Source organism: Dyella japonica DSM 16301 (genome assembly GCF_001010355.1).
In the GTDB taxonomy this organism is placed as follows: Bacteria; Pseudomonadota; Gammaproteobacteria; order Xanthomonadales; family Rhodanobacteraceae; genus Dyella; species Dyella japonica.
Genome location: NZ_JPLA01000059.1, coordinates 1 through 17,284, shown reverse-complemented (window position 1 = coordinate 17,284; position 17,284 = coordinate 1). Strand labels below are relative to the sequence as shown.

The window sequence follows — 17,284 nt, the reverse complement described above, 5'->3', positions numbered from 1 at the left end:
TAGCTAGCGACGATCCCGATCACCCCGTGCCTCGCGCGGCGAGACATCCCCTTGGTCGACAGCGGTGACGCTAGCCAGACGACGGCTTGAATCCAGCTTTGACCAGACGCGCTGCACAACACACGCACTCACCCACACCGTTTCTCACGGTTGCTCACGCAACCCACGCAGTCGCACGCAAGTCCTTGTGATTGAAGCTTCAAACCCGAAAAAAAAGCTTCACGGCGCAGTTGACGGCGTGGATACTGCACACGCACAGTGACAACCCTTTCCACGCGCCACGCAACGACGCCGCATGAACGACGGAACCCTGAAAATGACTGCCCGAACGCTGGACCGCGCGTGGCACGTCGGTGTGCTGGAAGATGACGCGCAGTTGCGCGAAGGCATCGTTCTGCCCGGCTTGCGCTACTTTGGTTTTCAGGTGACCGGCGCGGGCTCCGCGGCGGAGCTGTACCGCCACATGCTGACCAAGCGCTTCGACATGGTGGTGCTCGACATCGGCCTGCCGGACGAAAGCGGCCTCAACGTGGTCAAGCATCTGCGCGAGATTTCCAGCCTGGGCATCGTCATGCTCACCGGCAATACCGGCATGGACGACCACGTCGGCGCATTGACGCGTGGCGCCGACGCCTTCCTCAACAAGCCGGTGAATATCGAAGTGCTTGCCGCAACGTTGCATAGCGTGGCGCGTCGTCTCGCCGGTGCGCCTGGTGCGGGCGGACCGGCGGCGCCGTCGGCGGGGCTGGGTCGCTGGCGGCTGGACACGGATGACTGGTGCCTGCTGACGCCGGCCGGCCACGCCTTGCCGCTGACGGCGCCGGAGCGCTGCATCCTGCGCATCCTGATGGCCGTGCGCGGCGAACCGGTGTCGCGCGAAAAGCTGATCAGCGCGCTGACCTCGGACATCTACGAATTCGATCCGCACCGCCTGGAGATGATGGTGCACCGCCTGCGGCGCAAGGCGCAGGACGCGGCCGGCCAGCCGCTGCCGCTGCTCACCTCGCGCGGCCAGGGCTATCTGTTCGCCGGCGACTCCTGAGCACGCTGGGCGTTTAGACGTCCATCGCTTCGGTAGCGGCGCACGCCGCCACATGCAGCGGCAGGCGTATCGTAAAGCTGGTGCCCTGCTGTTGTTCGGTGGATACGTCGATGCTGCCGTGCGCTGCCTCCACCATGCTGGCCACCACCGAGAGGCCCAGTCCGGTGCCGCGTCCGAACGGCTTGGTGGTGTAGAACGGCTCGAACACCTTGGCGCGAACCTGGTCGCTCATGCCTTCGCCGGTGTCGCTGAGCGTGAGCTGCAGCATGGCAGGCGATCCGGCGAGCTCCAGGCCCACGACGAACCTGCCGCCTTCGGGCATCGCATCGCGTGCGTTGGCGGCGATGTTGAGGATCATCAGCTCGAACTGGCCGCGATCGAGCTGCAGCTGGGCGCCATGCGCGGGTAGCTGGATCTGCAGCTGGATGTAGTTGCCCAGCAGTTGGCGCAGCATCGGTTCCAGTTCGGTCACGGCCGCGGACGCATCGAACACCTGGCTGACACCCACTTCCTGGCGGCTGAAATTGAGCAGTTTGCGGCTGATGGTGAGCGCGCGCAGGGCCGCCAGTTCGATGCCTTGCATGGCATTGAGCAGGGCCGGCGTGCCCAGGTCGGCCAGCTGTTCGCGCTGCGAGGCGTAGCCGAGCACCACGTTGAGCACGTTGTCGAAATCGTGGGCGACACCGCTGGCTGCGCGGCCGATCGCATCGAGCTTCTGCGAATGGATCAGCTGGTGCTGGGTGCGTTCGCGCTCTTCCATTTCCTTCATCAGCAACTGGTTCGAGCGTGCGAGCGCCTCGCCGCGCTGAAGTGCGTCGGAGAGCATCTGGCGCAAGGCGCGCGTGGTGCAATCGATCGCGAAAGCCACCATCAGGTAGGCGACGGCGAGCATCGGCAGCGCGTGGAACGACCAGCCAAAATCGAGCTTGGCCCCCGGCAGCCACCATGCGTCGGCGAGCTGGCCCAGCGAAAAGCAGCCAATCACGGCGACATACACCGTCCAGAGCGTGCGCCGGCCCAGCACAACACCGCCGACGGCGAGCAACAGCGCCGGTGACGGGTCAGGTGGCGCGTGCCGATAGCCTGAGGTCGCGTAATTCGCGGCCAGCGTGACCAGGTAGATGCAAAGGAACAGCTGGATGCCGCGATTGAAGTGGCCGCGGCGAATGATCAGGACGCCGATCCACGCGCCCAGCAGGATGCCGACATCGGCACCGAGATCGGTGATATCGGCGATCGACCACACGGCGGGAAACGCCGCCTGCGGCTCCGCGTACATGTAGTACAGGCGCACCAGCAACGCCTGCAAACCCGTCGCGATCATGAATATCTGGATGAAACGAGCGTTGAGACGATCAACCGGGTTGTTTGTAGGTGCCCGGTCCAACCATTCCCGCACTGCCCGTAGTCCTGGAATGGTCACACGTTCCCCCGAAGACTGCTGACTACCACCGTACCTCACCGACCCCCATCGGAGAGCACGACTCACTTCTTCATTCTTCACTGCCTGCCCGCCGTGAGCAAGAGCAAATCTTGGTGAGGTTGGAGAGCTGTGTGCTGCTGGTGTGGGAGCGTGCGTGACTTGCCTGGTGCGCTCGCTGAATCTCCGGAAGGCATCACACAAGCGGGGCGCTTCGCGTCTCTATCAATGGTTGCCGCAGGTGAGCGTAGGCAGATCGGTCTGGGGAGACCGCTCTGCCGTCGAGCCGTGGAATCAGCTACGCAGCCAGCGGCCATTCGGGGAGGAATCTGTGAATACGATTTACAGCAAGATCTGGAATCCGGCACTGGGCGCCATGGTGGTGGCTTCCGAACTGGCGCGTATGGCCGGCAAGGGACGCGCATCGCGCGTGCTCGTCGTCGCTGCCGCGCTCGTGCTTGGTGCGGTAGTGACGGGCAATGCGCATGCCGCGACGACGCCGCCAACAGTCACCGCACCAACGCCGACACCCGCGTCCGGCACGACGACCATCGTGGTCGATCCCACGGGTGCTGTTGCGATCTCAGGCCCCGCGAGCGGAGGCACAACCAATGCGTCAGCAGCAGGCAGCAACGATGCAGCAGTAGGTTCCGGTGCGACGACGGCGGGCAGCAACGGCACGGCGGTGGGCGCGGGTGCGCAGGAGCAGGGCGACAACGGCACGGCCGTAGGCAGCGCTGCGAACGCCGTAGGCAATGCAGCGGTGGCGCTTGGCGCCAACGCCAAGGCGAGCGGCGCCAACAGCGAAGCACTGGGCAGCAATGCACAGGCGCAAGGCGACAGCGGTACCGCAGTAGGTGATGGGGCGAACGCTGTCGGCAACGCCGCGACGGCCGTAGGCACCAACGCCACGGCCACCGGCATGAACGGCACGGTGCTGGGCGCCGGTGCCAACGCGGCAACGGATAACGCCATCGCCCTGGGCGGGGGCGCGCAGGCGACCGGCGCAGCGGCGATGGCCTTGGGCACGGCTGCCTCCGCCAGCAATACCAATGGCATCGCGCTGGGTCAGGGCGCCGTATCCACCGGCAATTACGCCACCGCCATCGGCAGCGCGAATGCCGCGGGTACGGTGACCACGGCAAGCGGCGCCAACAGCGTGGCGCTGGGTGATGGCGCGCAGGCGACGGGCAGCGGCGCCATGGCCCTGGGCAACAGTTCCTCGGCCAGCATCTCCAACGCGATGGCGCTGGGCACCAGCGCCACGACGACGGGCTCGGGCTCGGTGGTGGTGGGCAGTTCGGCGTCGGATACCGCGGTCTCCAACAGCGTCGTGATGGGTTCGAGCGCCAGCATCACCAATCTCTCGCTCGCCGGCACGACAGTTCCAGGCTCGTATCGCCAGGACACGGCGATCGGTTCGGGCGCATCGATGTATGCGTCGACACAATCCACGGCGATTGGCGCGTCGGCTTTCATCGGTGACCAGTCGGCCACGCCAAAACTGATCACGGCGGGCACGTCGGTGGGTTACGGCTCGAGCGTGCAGGCATCGTTCGGTTCGGCCTTCGGCAGCACGGCCTCGGCGACGGCGCAGTACGCCACGGCGATCGGTACCGGCGCTACGGCATCGGGAGTCAACGCCGTTGCCTTGGGTGAAGGTTCCATCAGCGCTGGCCAGGCGTCGATGGCCTTGGGCGGAAATTCAAAAGCGATGGGCGCGAACAGCATCGTGCTTGCCGCGGGTGACGGCAACGGCGGCGGCGCGTATTCCGGCCCCAACTCCACCGGCAACGTGGTGATGGGCTACGCCGCCGAAGCGGTTGAAACGCACGATGGCAGCGGCAACCTGCAAGTCACCAGCAACAGCGTGGTGATCGGCAACAGCGCGATTTCCTATGGCGGCATGAATGGTGTTGCGATCGGTGACGCCGCGGGTGTCGCGCAGGGCAGCGTGAACGCGATCGGTATCGGTACGCGCGCCATTGGTTACAACGACGGCTCCATCGCGATTGGCGCGCGCACTTATGCCACCGGCCAGGGCGCCGTGGCCATCGGTGGCGCCTATACCAAGGGTGCCGGCGGCAGCCCTGCGTGGGCGCTCGGTGTTGCGTCGACCTCGCTCGGCACCGGCGCTTATACGTTCTCCGACTACAGCGTGGCCGTGGGCGCCAATGCGTACGCCAGCGGCAATTCTTCGCAGGACGGCCTGGGCGATGACCCGACCGTCGGCGGTTCGGTGGCGGTGGGCAACCTGGCGCATGCGAACGGCGACGGCAGCATTGCCATCGGCAAGAACGCGCTCGCCAACCAGGTGAACGAGCCGATGACCAACGGCACCGCCGTGGGCGTCAACAGCGTGGCCTATGGCACCGACACGGTGGCGCTCGGCAACAGCGCGGTGGCGCAGAACACGCAGGACATCGCGCTGGGCACCAACGCATGGGCAGGCGGCGGTTTCGGCACGCGCAACATGGCCATCGGCAATGGCGCGACTGCCGGCGATCCGCTGCGCAGCAGCGAAGGCGGGGCGAACTTCCCGACCATCAGCGACACCATGGCCATCGGTGCATCGTCCAGTGCCACCGCCAACCAGGCGATGGCGGTCGGCGTCAGCGCGTCGGCGACGGGTCTGCAGGCGCAGGCTTATGGCAACAACGCGATCGCCAACGGCATGCAGAGCATGTCCAACGGCTACATGGCCGATGCCGAGGGCGATTATTCCGTCGCCACCGGTTCGGGTGCGTACGCTGCGGGTGCTGGCGACGTTGCGATCGGCAGCGCCGCCATCACCTCGACGACAAACGGTTATGCCACGGCCGTGGGCTACGGCGCCACGGTCATGGGCGACAGCGGTGTTGCTCTCGGCACGGGCGCCATGGTGACTGGCATGAATGCCGCCGCGATCGGCGCCAACTCGATCGCCGACCGCGACAACAGCGTGTCGGTGGGTGCAGTGGGTGCGGAACGACAGATCACCAATGTGGCCGCCGCGACTTCCGGTACCGATGCCGTCAACCTCGATCAGTTGAACTCGGCCGTCGCGGTCGCCGGCAATCCGCTGGCCGTGGGATACGACGCGGCGGACAAGGCCAACATCACGCTCGCCGGTGCGAGCGGCACGCAGATCCACAACGTCGCCGCGGGTTCGTCGGGCACCGATGCCGTCAACGTCGATCAGCTGACCACGGCGGTCAGTGCGGTCGCCGGCACTGGCAATCCGCTCGGCGTGATCTACGACGCCGCGGACAAGGGCAATATCACCTTGGCAGGTACGGGTGGAACGCAGATCCACAACGTGGCGGCCGGCAGCGCCTCGACCGATGCGGCGAACGTGGGCCAGATCAACGGCCTCGCCAGCGTCATCGGTGCAGCGCTGGGCGGCAATGCAACGGCCGCCAATCTGGTGCCCAGCTACACGATTGGTGGCACCTCGTATGGCAATGTCGGTGCCGCGTTGACGGCCTTGGATACGGGCATGACGGCGCTCAACACGGAATACTCCGCACTGAGCCTGCAGGTGTCGTCGATGTCCGGTGGCGGCGGCACCATGCCCAGTTCGATCGTGGTGAATGGATCGAACGCCGCATCGGCCACCGGCTCGGGTGCGGTGGCGATCGGCAGCGGCGCCGCCGTGGGCACGGGTGTCAACGGCGACAATGGCACCGCGATTGGCGCCGGCAGTCTCGCGCATGGTCCGAACGACACCGCGCTGGGCGGCAACGCCAAGGTGAATGCCGATGGCAGTACGGCTGTCGGCGCCAACACCACCATCGCAGCGGCAGCCACCAATGCCGTGGCTGTGGGTGAAAGCGCGCAGGTGACGGCAGCCTCCGGCACGGCCATCGGCCAGGGCGCAGCGGCAACGGCCAACAACTCGGTGGCCTTGGGCCAGGGCTCGGTGGCTGATACGGCGAACACCGTGTCGGTGGGCTCGGCCACCAACCAGCGACAGATCACCAACGTCGCTGCTGGCGTCAACGCCACGGATGCGGCCAACGTCGGCCAGGTGAGCAGCCAGGTGAATGCGGCGCTCGCCACGGCCAAGACGTATACCGATGCGAGTGCGCAGCAGACGCTGAACTCGGCCAAGGCCTATACCGATAGCGCGATTGCATCGCAGGCGCAGGGACTGAGCGATTTGCGCAACCAGATGAACGACCAGTTCACCAACGTCAACCAGCGCCTTGATCGCGTCGGTGCGATGGGCGCGGCGATGTCGCAGATGACCGCGAACACGTCGGGGCTGGCGGGCGACAACCGCGTGGGCTTCGGTGCCGGCAATTACAACGGCCAGGGCGCGTTTGCCGTCGGTTACCAGCGCGCGTTCGCCGGCAACCACGCCAGCGTGTCGGTGGGTGCGTCGGTGTCGGGTTCGGAATCGTCGGTCGGCGTCGGCGGCGGTTTCAGCTGGTAACGCTCAGGGGCGCCACGCATGGCGCCCCTTTCCTTTGCGCATTCTTTCGGAGAGTCACGCATGAATCGTCTGACTGTTTGCCGCCTGGCCGTCCTGGCCGCGGCACTGGGTTTTTCCGCGGCGCATGCCGCGTCCATCGTCACCAGCACCGGCGCCACCATCAATGTGTCCACCATGAGTGGTGACGCGACCTATGACGGTTTCATCGTCACCTATCGCGATGGCACCAGCGAGCGCGCCAACGGCACCGCCGTAACGCAGAACGTGACCGCCGCCGTTGCGCGCGCCAAGCTCGACGTCGCATCGCAGAAGACCACGCCCTCGAACGCGGTGAGCGTGCAGTGGAAGCGCAAGATGGGTATTGGCGCCGATGTGGTCCGCACCAGTCGCAAGTTGAACCGCGCCGAGGCGGTGGCGTTGATGCAGCAGATTGCCGCCGATCCGTCGGTGGCCCATGTCGAGCCCGACGTGCGCATGCACATCGTCAAGGACGTGGTGCTCAATGCGAGCAAGACGGCCGCCGTGGGTACCAGCACACCCAACGATCCGTATTTCTCTTATCAGTGGCATATGCGTCCGGGCACCGGCACGGTGGAAACCATCGGCAGCGATACCACCGGTTATGCCAACTACGGCGGCAGCAATGCGTCCACGGTCTGGCCGAGCCAGGACGGTACCGGCGTGATCGTGGCCGAGATCGACACCGGCGTGACCCAGCATCCGGATCTCAATCTCGCGCTGGCCAACGCCGGCTACGACTTCATCACCGATGCAACCACCTCGGGGCGCGACGTCGACGGCCGCATCGCCGGTGGTTGGGATACCGGTGACTGGACCACGGGTGCGCTGGGCTGCGGTACGTCAAACAGCAGCTGGCATGGCACCCATGTGTTCGGCACCATCGCGGCGATGACCAACAACGGTGTGGGCGTGACCGGCGCGGCGCCGGGTTCGCAGGTGCTGCCGTTGCGCGCGCTGGGCCATTGCGGCGGCGCGACTTCGGATATTGCCGACGCGATTACCTGGGCCTCGGGCGGCTCGGTTCCGGGCATGCCGGCGAATGCGAATCCCGCGCAGGTGATCAGCATGAGCCTGGGTGGCCCGGGCATGTGCGAAGCCACCGATGCGTTCGGCTCCGCCATCGCCGGTGCGATTTCGCGCGGCGTCACCGTGGTGGTGGCCGCTGGCAATGACAGCGACAACACCGCGAACTATTCGCCGTCCAGCTGCCCTGGCGTGATCACGGTGGCCTCGGTGGGTATCACCGGCAAGCGGGCGTTCTATTCCAACTTCGGCAACCTGGTGTCGATCGCGGCGCCGGGCGGTGGCATCTACGCCAACGACGACGTCAGCCAGAGCACCCAGCCGAACGCAGGCTTCGTGTGGTCGACACTCAACGACGGCACGACCGTGGTGGGCAACCCGATCTATGGCGAAATGGCCGGCACGTCGCAGGCCACGCCGCATGTATCGGGCATCGTGGCGCTGATGATCGCCACCGTGAAGGCCGCCAATCAGCCCGCATTGACGCCGCTGCAGATCCAGGAGGCCTTGATTGCCTCCGCGCGCAGCTTCCCGGTGAACGAAGGCGCGCCGATCGGAGAAGGCATCGTCGATGCCAACGCCGCGGTGCAGGCGGCATTGAATGCCAAGTTGACGGCGTTGCCGGTCGCGCTGACCAGCGGTGCGGCTGTCCCCGTCTCGGGCAAGGCGGGTGATTCGCTGCTCTACAGCATCACCGTTCCCGCCAACGCCACCAACCTCACGATCCGTACGCTGGGCGGCAGCGGCGATGTGTCGCTGTATGCCAAGCAGACCGTGCCGGTGGCGGCGAATGGCTTCAATGCCGATCTCTCGTCGGCCAAGCCCAATACCAACAACGAAAGCATCGTGCAGACCATGCCGGGCGCAGGCACCTGGTACGTGCGCGTCACCGGTGTGAAGGACTTCGCCAACGTGCAGCTGATCGCCAGCTACGTGGCGCACTGAGAGGGGACGTGTCGCCCGGTGGCCAGGCTCGTCCAGAGAGCCTGGCCATCGGGCGCATGTTTTGATCAGGACGTGGGTGTGTTGAGGTAGTCCAGCGTCGCCTGCAGCATCGAGGCCATGCCGATCTTCAAGGCGCCTTCGTCCATGAAGAATTTCGGGGAATGATTGGCGGGCGCCTTCAGCGCATCCTGGCCCGTCGGCGTGGAGCCCACCCAGAAGTACACGCTGGGCACCTCGTTGGCGAAGTAGGCAAAGTCTTCCGACGCCATCCACGGCTTCGCTTCGATCACATGATCGCCACCGATCGCCTTGCCGATGCTCTCGCGCACGCGAGCGGTGAGTGCAGGGTTGTTGATCAGCACCGGATTGCTGTCGCCCACCGGGATCTGCGTTTCCACCGTCGCGCCGTTTGCGGCGGCGATGTGTTGGGCGATGTCCTTGAGATTGTCGATGGCCTGCTGGCGCATGCCCGCATCGAAGGTGCGCAGCGTGCCCTGCATTTCCACCTGATCGGGCACGATGTTGTAGCGCGCGCCGCCTTCGATGATGCCGAAGCTGAGCACGGCCGGGTAATCGCCGATATTGAGCTTGCGGCTGACGATGGTCTGCGCCGCGCCGATGATTTCCGACGAGGTGACAATCGGATCGACGCCGTTCCAAGGCATCGCGCCGTGCGTCTGCTTGCCATGCACCACCATCTTGAACCAGTCCGAGCCGGCCATGGCCGGACCCGGACGCACGCCCACCGTGCCGACATTGAGCGAGCTGACCACGTGCATGCCGAACATGGCGTCAGGCTTGAAGTCGCGGAACACGCCGTCCTTCAGCATCAGCGACGCGCCGCCCTGTTCGCCCGGAGGAGCGCCTTCCTCGGCCGGCTGGAACACAAACATCACTTCACCCGGCAAATCCTTCTTCATGCCGGCGAGCACGGTGGCCAGGCCGAGCAGCATCGCCGTATGCGCATCATGCCCGCAGGCGTGCATCACGCCAACCTGCTTGCCGCGATACTCGCCCTTGGCCTTGGAGGCGAACGGCACATTGACGTCTTCGGTGACCGGCAAGGCATCCATGTCGGCGCGAATCGCGAGCTTCGGCCCGGGCTTGCCGCCTTTAAGGATCGCCACCACGCCGGTGTGCGCGATGCCGGTGTGCACCTCCAAACCAAGCTTTTTCAGCTGCGCCGCGACCAGTGCCGACGTGCGTGTCTCGCGATTGCTTAGTTCAGGATGCTGATGGATGTCGCGACGCCACGCGGTGACTTGCGGCAGCTCGCCTTGCGCGAGTTGCGTGGTGTCGGCGGCATGAGCGGTGCCGGCGAGGACAGTGGCGAGAGCCAGGGCGAGCGAGGTCAGGCGCATGGGGTGTCTCCGCGAAAGGTGGGTTGATCCTAGCGCCTGTGGCTCCTTGTCGCTGCTGTAGGAGCGCACCCTGTGCGCGAACGCGGCCCATCGGGCCGCCCTCCGGTCGGCGTTCGCGCACAGGGTGCGCTCCTACAAAGATGGCCGGCACCGTAACCCTCGCAACCCCAGTGCTATGCTCATTCCCCGACCATCGAGGCCGACCCGATGCCTGCTCCAAGCTACGTCCATGGTGTCAGTCCCCAGCCGCTGCTCGGCGATACCGTCGGCACGCTGCTCGATCGCATCGCGGCCAGCCATCCGCAGCGTCCGGCGCTGGTTGCCAGGTCACAGGGCATCCGGCTCGATTACCGGGAGTTTCATGCCGAGGTGGAGCGCGTCGCCGCCGGGCTCATGTCGCTTGGACTGCAGCGCGGCGACCGTATCGGCATCTGGGCGCCCAATCGCTACGAGTGGGTGGTGCTGCAGTTTGCGGCGCCCAAGCTCGGTCTGATCCTGGTCAACGTCAATCCCGCCTATCGCCTGCACGAGTTGGAGTACGCGCTCAACAAGGTGCGCTGTCGTGCGTTGGTGTTGCCGCGGCGCTTCAAGACCTCGCACTACCTCGATATGTTGATGGAGCTGGCGCCGGAACTGAGCCAGGCCCAGGCAGGGCTGTTGCAGTCCGAACGCCTGCCGTCGCTGCGCGAGGTGATCCTGCTCGATGATGAGGCGGGGCCGGGTACGCGCCGCTGGCGCGAGCTGGCCACCCGCGCTGACGAGGCCGTGCTAGCACGGATGCGCGAGGTGGAAAGCCAGCTCAGTTTCGACGACCCGGTGAATATCCAGTTCACCTCCGGCACCACCGGTGCCCCCAAGGGCGCGACGCTCACCCATCACAACATCGTCAACAACGGCTATTTCATCGGCGAGGCGATGCGGCTGACGGAGCTTGATCGACTATGCATCCCGGTGCCGTTCTATCACTGCTTCGGCATGGTGCTGGGCAACCTCGCCTGCGTCACGCACGGTGCCTGCATGGTGATACCCGGCGAAGGCTTCGACGTGCTCGCCACGCTGGAGGCGGTGCAGGAGGAGCGTTGCACCGGCCTGCATGGCGTGCCCACCATGTTCATTGCGGAACTGGAGCATCCGCAGTTCTCACGCTTTGATCTAAGCTCGCTGCGCACCGGCATCATGGCCGGCTCACCGTGTCCGATTGAGGTGATGCGTCGGGTGGTGAGCGACATGCATATGAGCGAAATCACCATCGCCTACGGCATGACCGAAACCAGCCCGGTGAGTTTCCAGTCCACCACGCAGGACCCACTCGAACGCCGCGTGGAAAGCGTGGGCCGCATCCATCCGCATGTGGAAGTGAAACTGCTCGACGAGCGCGGACGCATCGTGCCGCGTGGCACGGCGGGCGAACTATGCACGCGCGGCTACTCGGTGATGCTCGGCTATTGGGAAGACGAGGAGCTGACCCGCGAGGCGATCGACGAATCGCGCTGGATGCATACCGGCGATCTGGCCGTCATCGACGAAGAGGGCTATTGCAGCATCGTCGGCCGGCTGAAGGACATGATCATCCGCGGCGGCGAGAATGTTTACCCGCGCGAGATCGAGGAATTCCTCTACACCCACCCCAAGGTGCAGGACGTGCAGGTGTTCGGCGTGCCGGACGAGAAGTTCGGCGAGCAGGTCTGCGCGTGGGTGCGCCTGCGCGATGGCTGCGTGTCCAGCGAGGCGGAGATCCAGAGCTATTGCCGTCATCATCTGGCGTACTTCAAGGTGCCGCACTACGTGCGCTTCGTCGAGGAGTTCCCGATGACGGTGACGGGGAAGGTGCAGAAATATTTGATGCGGGAGGCGATGGCGGGGGAGTTGGGGCTCCCAGTCACCTGACGAACCCTTGTAGGAGCGCACCCTGTGCGCGAACGCGGCCCAACGGGCCGCCCTACGGTCGGCGTTCGCGCACAGGGTGCGCTCCTACGACGGTAGGCCGGCTATTCACCCCACCGCACCGCGCGCCGCGACGGCATGCCTTGATGCGCCATCAGCCACGCCGGCAGCTCCTGCGATGGCAGCGGGTGCGCGATGTGGAATCCCTGCGCCTCATCGCACGCCATGCCCAGCACGCTTTCGTAGATGTGCGCGGTCTCCACGCCTTCCACCACCACGCGAAAGCCCATATTGCGCGCCAGCTCCGCCACCGAACGCACAATCGCTTCGTCGTGCGGGCTGGTGCCCATGCCGCGCACGAAGGACTGATCGATCTTCAGGCTGGTGGCCGGCATCTGCCGCAGCGTCGCCAGATTGCTGTAGCCGGTGCCAAAGTCGTCGATGGCAATGCCGGCGCCCAGCTCGCGGATGGCAGCCAGGTGACGGCGGTTGACCGCGCTGTGTTCCATCAGCGTGCTTTCGGTGAATTCGAGTTCCAGCGCATCCAGTCCGATCTTGTGCCGCTCGGCGACGCCGCGCAGACGCCCGACCAGGTCGGCGTCCAGGTCGCTGCTGGAAACATTGAGCGACAACTTGATCTCGTGCCCATCGCGGCGCCAGGCGGCGAGCTGCGCGAGGCTGTGTTCCATCACCCATTGCGTCAGCGAATGCATCAGGCCGGCACGCTCGGCCAGCGCGACGAAATGCGCGGGAGGAATGGAACCCAGGGTGGGGTGATGCCAGCGCGCCAGCGCTTCCACTGCCACGCAGCGGCCGGTATCCAGATCCACGCGGGGTTGGTAGTGCAGGTCCAGTTCGGTGCGCTCGTTGAGCGCGGCGGCCAGTTCGGTGACCAGCAGAAATTCCTGTCGCTGCTGCTCGTCCTGCATGCGGTTGTACACCGCCCAGCCGCGCGGACTCTGCTGCGCAGCGTGCGAGGCATTCATCACCAGGCGCAGCGGATCGCCACCGCGCAATTCGTTCGCGTGAATCTTCAGCAGGCCCACGCCGGGCTGGATGGTCAACGGTATGCCCAGGCAATCAAAGGGTCGACGCAGGCGCGCCACCAGATCGTCAAGACGTGTGCTGTCATCGAGCAGATGATGATCGGGTAGCACGGCGGCAAAGCGCGTCGCACCGACCTGGTAGAGACGTGTCTGGGGCGGTATCCATTCGATCGTGCGCGCAGCGACGGTGCGCATCAACTCATCGGCGTAGGCATGGCCCATGGCGCGGATGAACGCGTTGAAGCGCTGCACCGGCGCCACGTCGATCGCGATCACCCAGGCATGCGGCACACCTTCGTGCAGATGTTTGCGCAGATCATCGAAAAACGCATAACGATGCGGCAGCTGGGTGATGGGATCGGTGCGTCCGAGATAGCTGCGCAACACTACGCCGGTGCCGATCAGCGAGGCGGCATCGCGCAGGCTGGCCTGCTCGCTCTCGTTGAGTTCGGTGCGCGGCTGCGAGTCCATCACGCATAGCGCGCCGATGTGCTGGCCGGTAAGTGTGCAGACCGGTTCGCTGGCGAAGAATCGGATCGGTCCCAGACCGGTGGTCAACGGCAGCGTGTCGTCGCGCAGTCGTTCATCGGCTTGCGCATCGAGCACCACTTGCGATGACAGGCTGCGCGCGGCCTGCAGCAACAGCGGATGCAGGGCGCGTGGACCGCCGGCCGGCAAGGCGTTGCCATCGGCAAACCAGTAAGCCGCGCCACTGTTGAGCACCAGCGCCACCTGGGGAACACCAAGCGTGCGCGTCAGCAGGCGCACCACGGCATCGAAGCCCGGTACGGCCAGGCTTTCCGCCGTAGCGGCGGCTTGCTCCGGGGATGTTTCCACGGCAGGCGGTGTCAGTTGCCCAGCCGCGAGCTGCCCCGGACCCCATCCCGCGGTCGTGCGCATCGCAGATTGCCCCCTAGGGACTGGCGTCCCGTTGTGTCCCCGAGGCTACTCCAGCCGTTCCGCGGATCGCAATCGGTCAAATAGTGGTACGGCTCTTTGGCGTGTTCGTGCGCTGGGTGGGCACGAAGCCACGCTCACTGCTTGATGCTGAAATCCACTTCGACCGGATACGGCGCAGGCTTGGCCGGCGGTGGCGGCAACGTCCAGCTGGCGAAGTGGCTGGCCATGCATTGCGCCACCTGCGTCTCCGGCTGCACCGCGATGCGCGACAGGCGACCATCGGCGGCGACATCGGCCACCAGGGTGAAGGGCGACTTGTCCGGCGGCTGAGTAGCGGCCAGGCAGCTCTTGTACGCGTCCGTGGTGGCGTTGCCGATGCGCTCCCACATCTGCTTCTGATAGGCCGGCCCGGTGGCCGCGCCCTCGGCCAGCTTGGCCTGGGTGACGCGCGCGTGGAAATCCGCGCCAGCGTTGGGACTCAGTTGCAGGGCGAGAGCGAGCAGGAGCGTCATGTCAGATCCGGCCGATGAGGAGACCTCACGTTAGCAGCAACGTCCCTTTGTAGGAGCGCACCCTGTGCGCGAACGCCGACCGTAGGGCGGCCTGTCCGGCCGCGTTCGCGCACAGGGTGCGCTCCTACTTGGGGGCGGTGGCGATCAGGGCAGGTGTTCGCTCGCCAGATATTCCTCGCTCTGCATTTCGATCAAGCGCGATTCCGTGCGGCCGAATTCCGCACGCAGACGCTCGCCGTCATACAGATCGGTGATCGCCGAGGCGGCGGACAGGATCAGCTTCACGTGGCGGTCGTAGAATTCGTCGACCAACTGCACGAAGCGGCGCGCGGCATCGTCGGTATAGATGGTGAACTGCGGCACGTTGGAGATGATCACCGCCGGGCTGGTCTTGGCCAGCGCGATGTAATCGGCGACGGCGCGCGGGCCTTCGCACAGCGCGGCGAACTCGAACCACACGATATTGCGCGCGCGTTTGCGCACTGGGATGGGGCGATCGTTGATGATCAGCTCGCCGCCCTCCTGCACCGCGCCTTCGGCCTGGGTGGTGAAGATGCGCGACAGCGCGCGTTCCGCTTCCGCACTCGGCGGCGTCTGGTAGACCGCGGCCTGGGTGAGTGCGCGCAATCGCCAGTCGTGCGAGGAAATCATCTGCACCACGCGGCAGTGCTTCTCGATCAGCGCGATGGCCGGCAGAAAACGCGCGCGCTGCAGGCCTTCCTTGTACAGGTTTTCCGGCGCCGTGTTCGAGGTGGTGACCAGGGTCACCCCGCGTTCGAACAGCGATTGCAGCAGCGTGCCGAGGATCATGGCGTCGCCGATGTCGTTGACCAGGAATTCGTCAAGGCACAGCACGCGGCAACGCGAGGCGATATTGGCAGCGACCTCGATCAGCGGGTCCTGCCGCTCACCCAACTCGCGCAGCTGCTCGTGCACTTCGCCCATGAAGCGATGATAGTGACGGCGCAACGCCATGCCCGGCGACAGGCTGGACACAAACATGTCCATCAGGAAGGTCTTGCCGCGTCCCACGCTGCCCCACAGGTACAGGCCCTGCACGCCTTCGCGGGTGTCGTTGCCCAGCAGCGATTTCAGACGGCCAAACAGGCCGTTGCCATTGCCGTTCGCCTCGGCGGCGAGCAGCGCGGCATGCATGCGGTCGAACTCCGGCAGCAGCGCCTGCTGGGCCGGATCGGCCTCCCAGCGGTGCGCGCTGACGCCTTCGTGATAACGCGCACTGGGCGCGAGCAGGTCGGGATTACTCATGGGTACGGCGGACTCTACCGATGCCAGGTGGGGATGCCGGGCATCGCATCGGGGGGAGGTAGTGCAGCATCAATCCTGACGCAGCGGCGGCAGCCAGGGCTGCACGGCGTGCTTGATGGCGCCGCGCAGATCCATCAGGCGGCGATGGAAGAAGTGGCTGGTTTCGGGCATGCGCACCAGTTCGGGCTTGTGCGCCATGCCGTCGATCCAGTCGAACACGGCCTGCGGGTCGACCACTTCGTCTTCCTCGCCCTGCACCACCAGCCAGGGGCAGGTGGGCAGCTGGACGTCCTCGAACGGCCAGCGGCCGGCCGGCGGCGCGATGCTGATCAGCGCGTCGGCGCGCAGGCGAACCGCGTTGCGGATCGAGACATAGCTGCCGAACGAGAAGCCGGCCAGCCACAGGGCGTCGTCCGGGCGGGCGCGGCGCACCCAGGCGGCCACGGCGGCCAGGTCGTCGCCTTCGCCATTGCCATGGTCGTAGGTGCCTTCGGATTCGCCCGTGCCACGGAAATTGAAGCGCACGGTGTCCAGCCCGGACTCGCGCAGCGAGCGCTCCACCATGGTCACCACCTTGTTGTGCATGGTGCCGCCCTGGAGCGGGTGCGGATGGCAGATGATGGCGGTGCCGCGGCGTGCCTCTTCGGGCACGGCCACGTCGCTCACAGCTTCCAGCTTGCCGGCGGGCCCTTCAAGCGCGAAGCTGGAGGCCTGCTCCGGAAAACGATCGGGTTGGGTGGGGATGATCACGGGGTTCATAAGCAAGATGATAACCGCCAGGTGGCCCCGGCGTTCGGGCCGGCCGCGATGAATCATCTTGCGCACACGTTGCTGGCCGGTGACGACGAACTGCTGCAACTGGGCGGTTTCATGGGCGATTTCGTCCACGGACAGCCCGATCCGGCCCTGCCGCAGGGCGTGATCACGGGCATCCGCCTGCATCGGGCCATTGACGTGTTTACCGATAGCCACCCTGCGGTGGCCGAGGCGCGGGCGCTGCTGCCGGGGCCGTTCCGCCGTTACGGCGGCATCCTGCTGGACATGTGGTTCGACCACCTGCTTGCGCGCGACTTCCCGCGCTGGAGCCATCACTCGCTGGAGCCTTATTCGGCCCACCTGCGCGAGTTGCTCCATCGGCATGAAGCGCTATTGCCGCCCGGGCTCCTGCGATTTCGCAATTACATGGAGGCGCATGCGTTGCCGGCGGGGTATGCGCGGCCCGAGGAAATGGGCGCTGCCTTTGACGGGATTTCGCATCGCCTGAGCCAGAGCAATCCGGTGGGGGAGGCGTTGCCGGTGCTGATGGGGCTGGATCGGCAGTTGCAGGCGACGTTTGAGGTGTTTTATCCGGAGTTGAGGGGGTTTGCGCGGGAATGGGTGGGGGATCATGGGGCGGCTGGGTAGTTTGGGCAGCGCTTCGTTATGTGCCCCGCGCACTTTCTCCCTC

The 17,284-nt window shown here is 65.9% G+C and carries 10 protein-coding genes and 2 pseudogenes; 6 read left to right on the top strand and 6 right to left on the bottom strand.

The genetic code is table 11. The features are described 5' to 3' along the window. Positions 1-316 precede the first annotated feature (316 nt). Entirely contained in the window at positions 317-1,042 is a 726-nt protein-coding gene (locus tag Y882_RS17310) for a response regulator transcription factor (protein WP_046973203.1), read from the top strand. A gap of 13 nt (positions 1,043-1,055) precedes the next feature. Here the strand turns inward: Y882_RS17310 and Y882_RS17305 are convergent, their stop codons facing one another. Next, positions 1,056-2,366 carry a sensor histidine kinase gene (locus Y882_RS17305; protein WP_052950122.1) on the bottom strand — a complete coding sequence of 437 codons (1,311 nt, stop codon included), beginning with the start codon at positions 2,364-2,366 and terminating at the stop codon, positions 1,056-1,058. Positions 2,367-2,607: 241 nt separating this feature from the next. Here Y882_RS17305 and Y882_RS17300 point away from each other — a divergent pair. From Y882_RS17300 to Y882_RS17295, 3 genes and pseudogenes are all read left to right on the top strand, one after another. Continuing rightward, positions 2,608-5,844, top strand: a pseudogene (locus tag Y882_RS17300) (ESPR-type extended signal peptide-containing protein); the annotation flags it as partial. 306 nt (positions 5,845-6,150) lie between these two features. Beyond that, a pseudogene (locus Y882_RS21015) lies at positions 6,151-6,879 on the top strand (YadA family autotransporter adhesin); the annotation flags it as partial. Positions 6,880-6,939: 60 nt separating this feature from the next. Further along, on the top strand, positions 6,940-8,868 hold the full coding sequence (locus tag Y882_RS17295) for a S8 family serine peptidase (RefSeq protein WP_082121173.1): 1,929 nt from the start codon (positions 6,940-6,942) through the stop codon (positions 8,866-8,868). A 65-nt stretch (positions 8,869-8,933) separates the two neighbouring features. Here the strand turns inward: Y882_RS17295 and Y882_RS17290 are convergent, their stop codons facing one another. After that, the gene (locus Y882_RS17290) at positions 8,934-10,229 is read right to left on the bottom strand and encodes an amidohydrolase (protein ID WP_046973200.1); all 1,296 of its coding nucleotides are present in this window, start codon (positions 10,227-10,229) and stop codon (positions 8,934-8,936) included. Positions 10,230-10,436: 207 nt separating this feature from the next. Between Y882_RS17290 and Y882_RS17285 the strand changes: the two genes are divergently transcribed. Continuing rightward, complete coding sequence (locus Y882_RS17285; protein WP_046973199.1) at positions 10,437-12,116, top strand: AMP-binding protein; 1,680 nt, start codon at positions 10,437-10,439, stop codon at positions 12,114-12,116. Positions 12,117-12,217: 101 nt separating this feature from the next. Here Y882_RS17285 and Y882_RS17280 read toward each other — a convergent pair whose 3' ends face one another. From Y882_RS17280 to Y882_RS17265, 4 genes are all read right to left on the bottom strand, one after another. Next, the gene (locus Y882_RS17280) at positions 12,218-13,996 is read right to left on the bottom strand and encodes a putative bifunctional diguanylate cyclase/phosphodiesterase (RefSeq protein ID WP_244466375.1); all 1,779 of its coding nucleotides are present in this window, start codon (positions 13,994-13,996) and stop codon (positions 12,218-12,220) included. 197 nt (positions 13,997-14,193) lie between these two features. Further along, positions 14,194-14,571 carry a hypothetical protein gene (locus Y882_RS17275; RefSeq protein ID WP_046973198.1) on the bottom strand — a complete coding sequence of 126 codons (378 nt, stop codon included), beginning with the start codon at positions 14,569-14,571 and terminating at the stop codon, positions 14,194-14,196. A gap of 144 nt (positions 14,572-14,715) precedes the next feature. Beyond that, on the bottom strand, positions 14,716-15,837 hold the full coding sequence (gene zapE, locus Y882_RS17270; RefSeq protein WP_046973197.1) for a cell division protein ZapE: 1,122 nt from the start codon (positions 15,835-15,837) through the stop codon (positions 14,716-14,718). Positions 15,838-15,906: 69 nt separating this feature from the next. Beyond that, on the bottom strand, positions 15,907-16,596 hold the full coding sequence (locus Y882_RS17265) for an alpha/beta hydrolase (RefSeq protein ID WP_046973196.1): 690 nt from the start codon (positions 16,594-16,596) through the stop codon (positions 15,907-15,909). Between the two features lie 48 nt (positions 16,597-16,644). On the opposite strand from Y882_RS17265, the gene Y882_RS17260 reads away from it, so the two are divergent. Next, positions 16,645-17,241 (top strand): acyl carrier protein phosphodiesterase, encoded by a 597-nt coding sequence (locus Y882_RS17260; RefSeq protein WP_046973209.1) that lies wholly within the window; start codon positions 16,645-16,647, stop codon positions 17,239-17,241. The last annotated feature ends 43 nt before the right edge of the window (positions 17,242-17,284 follow it).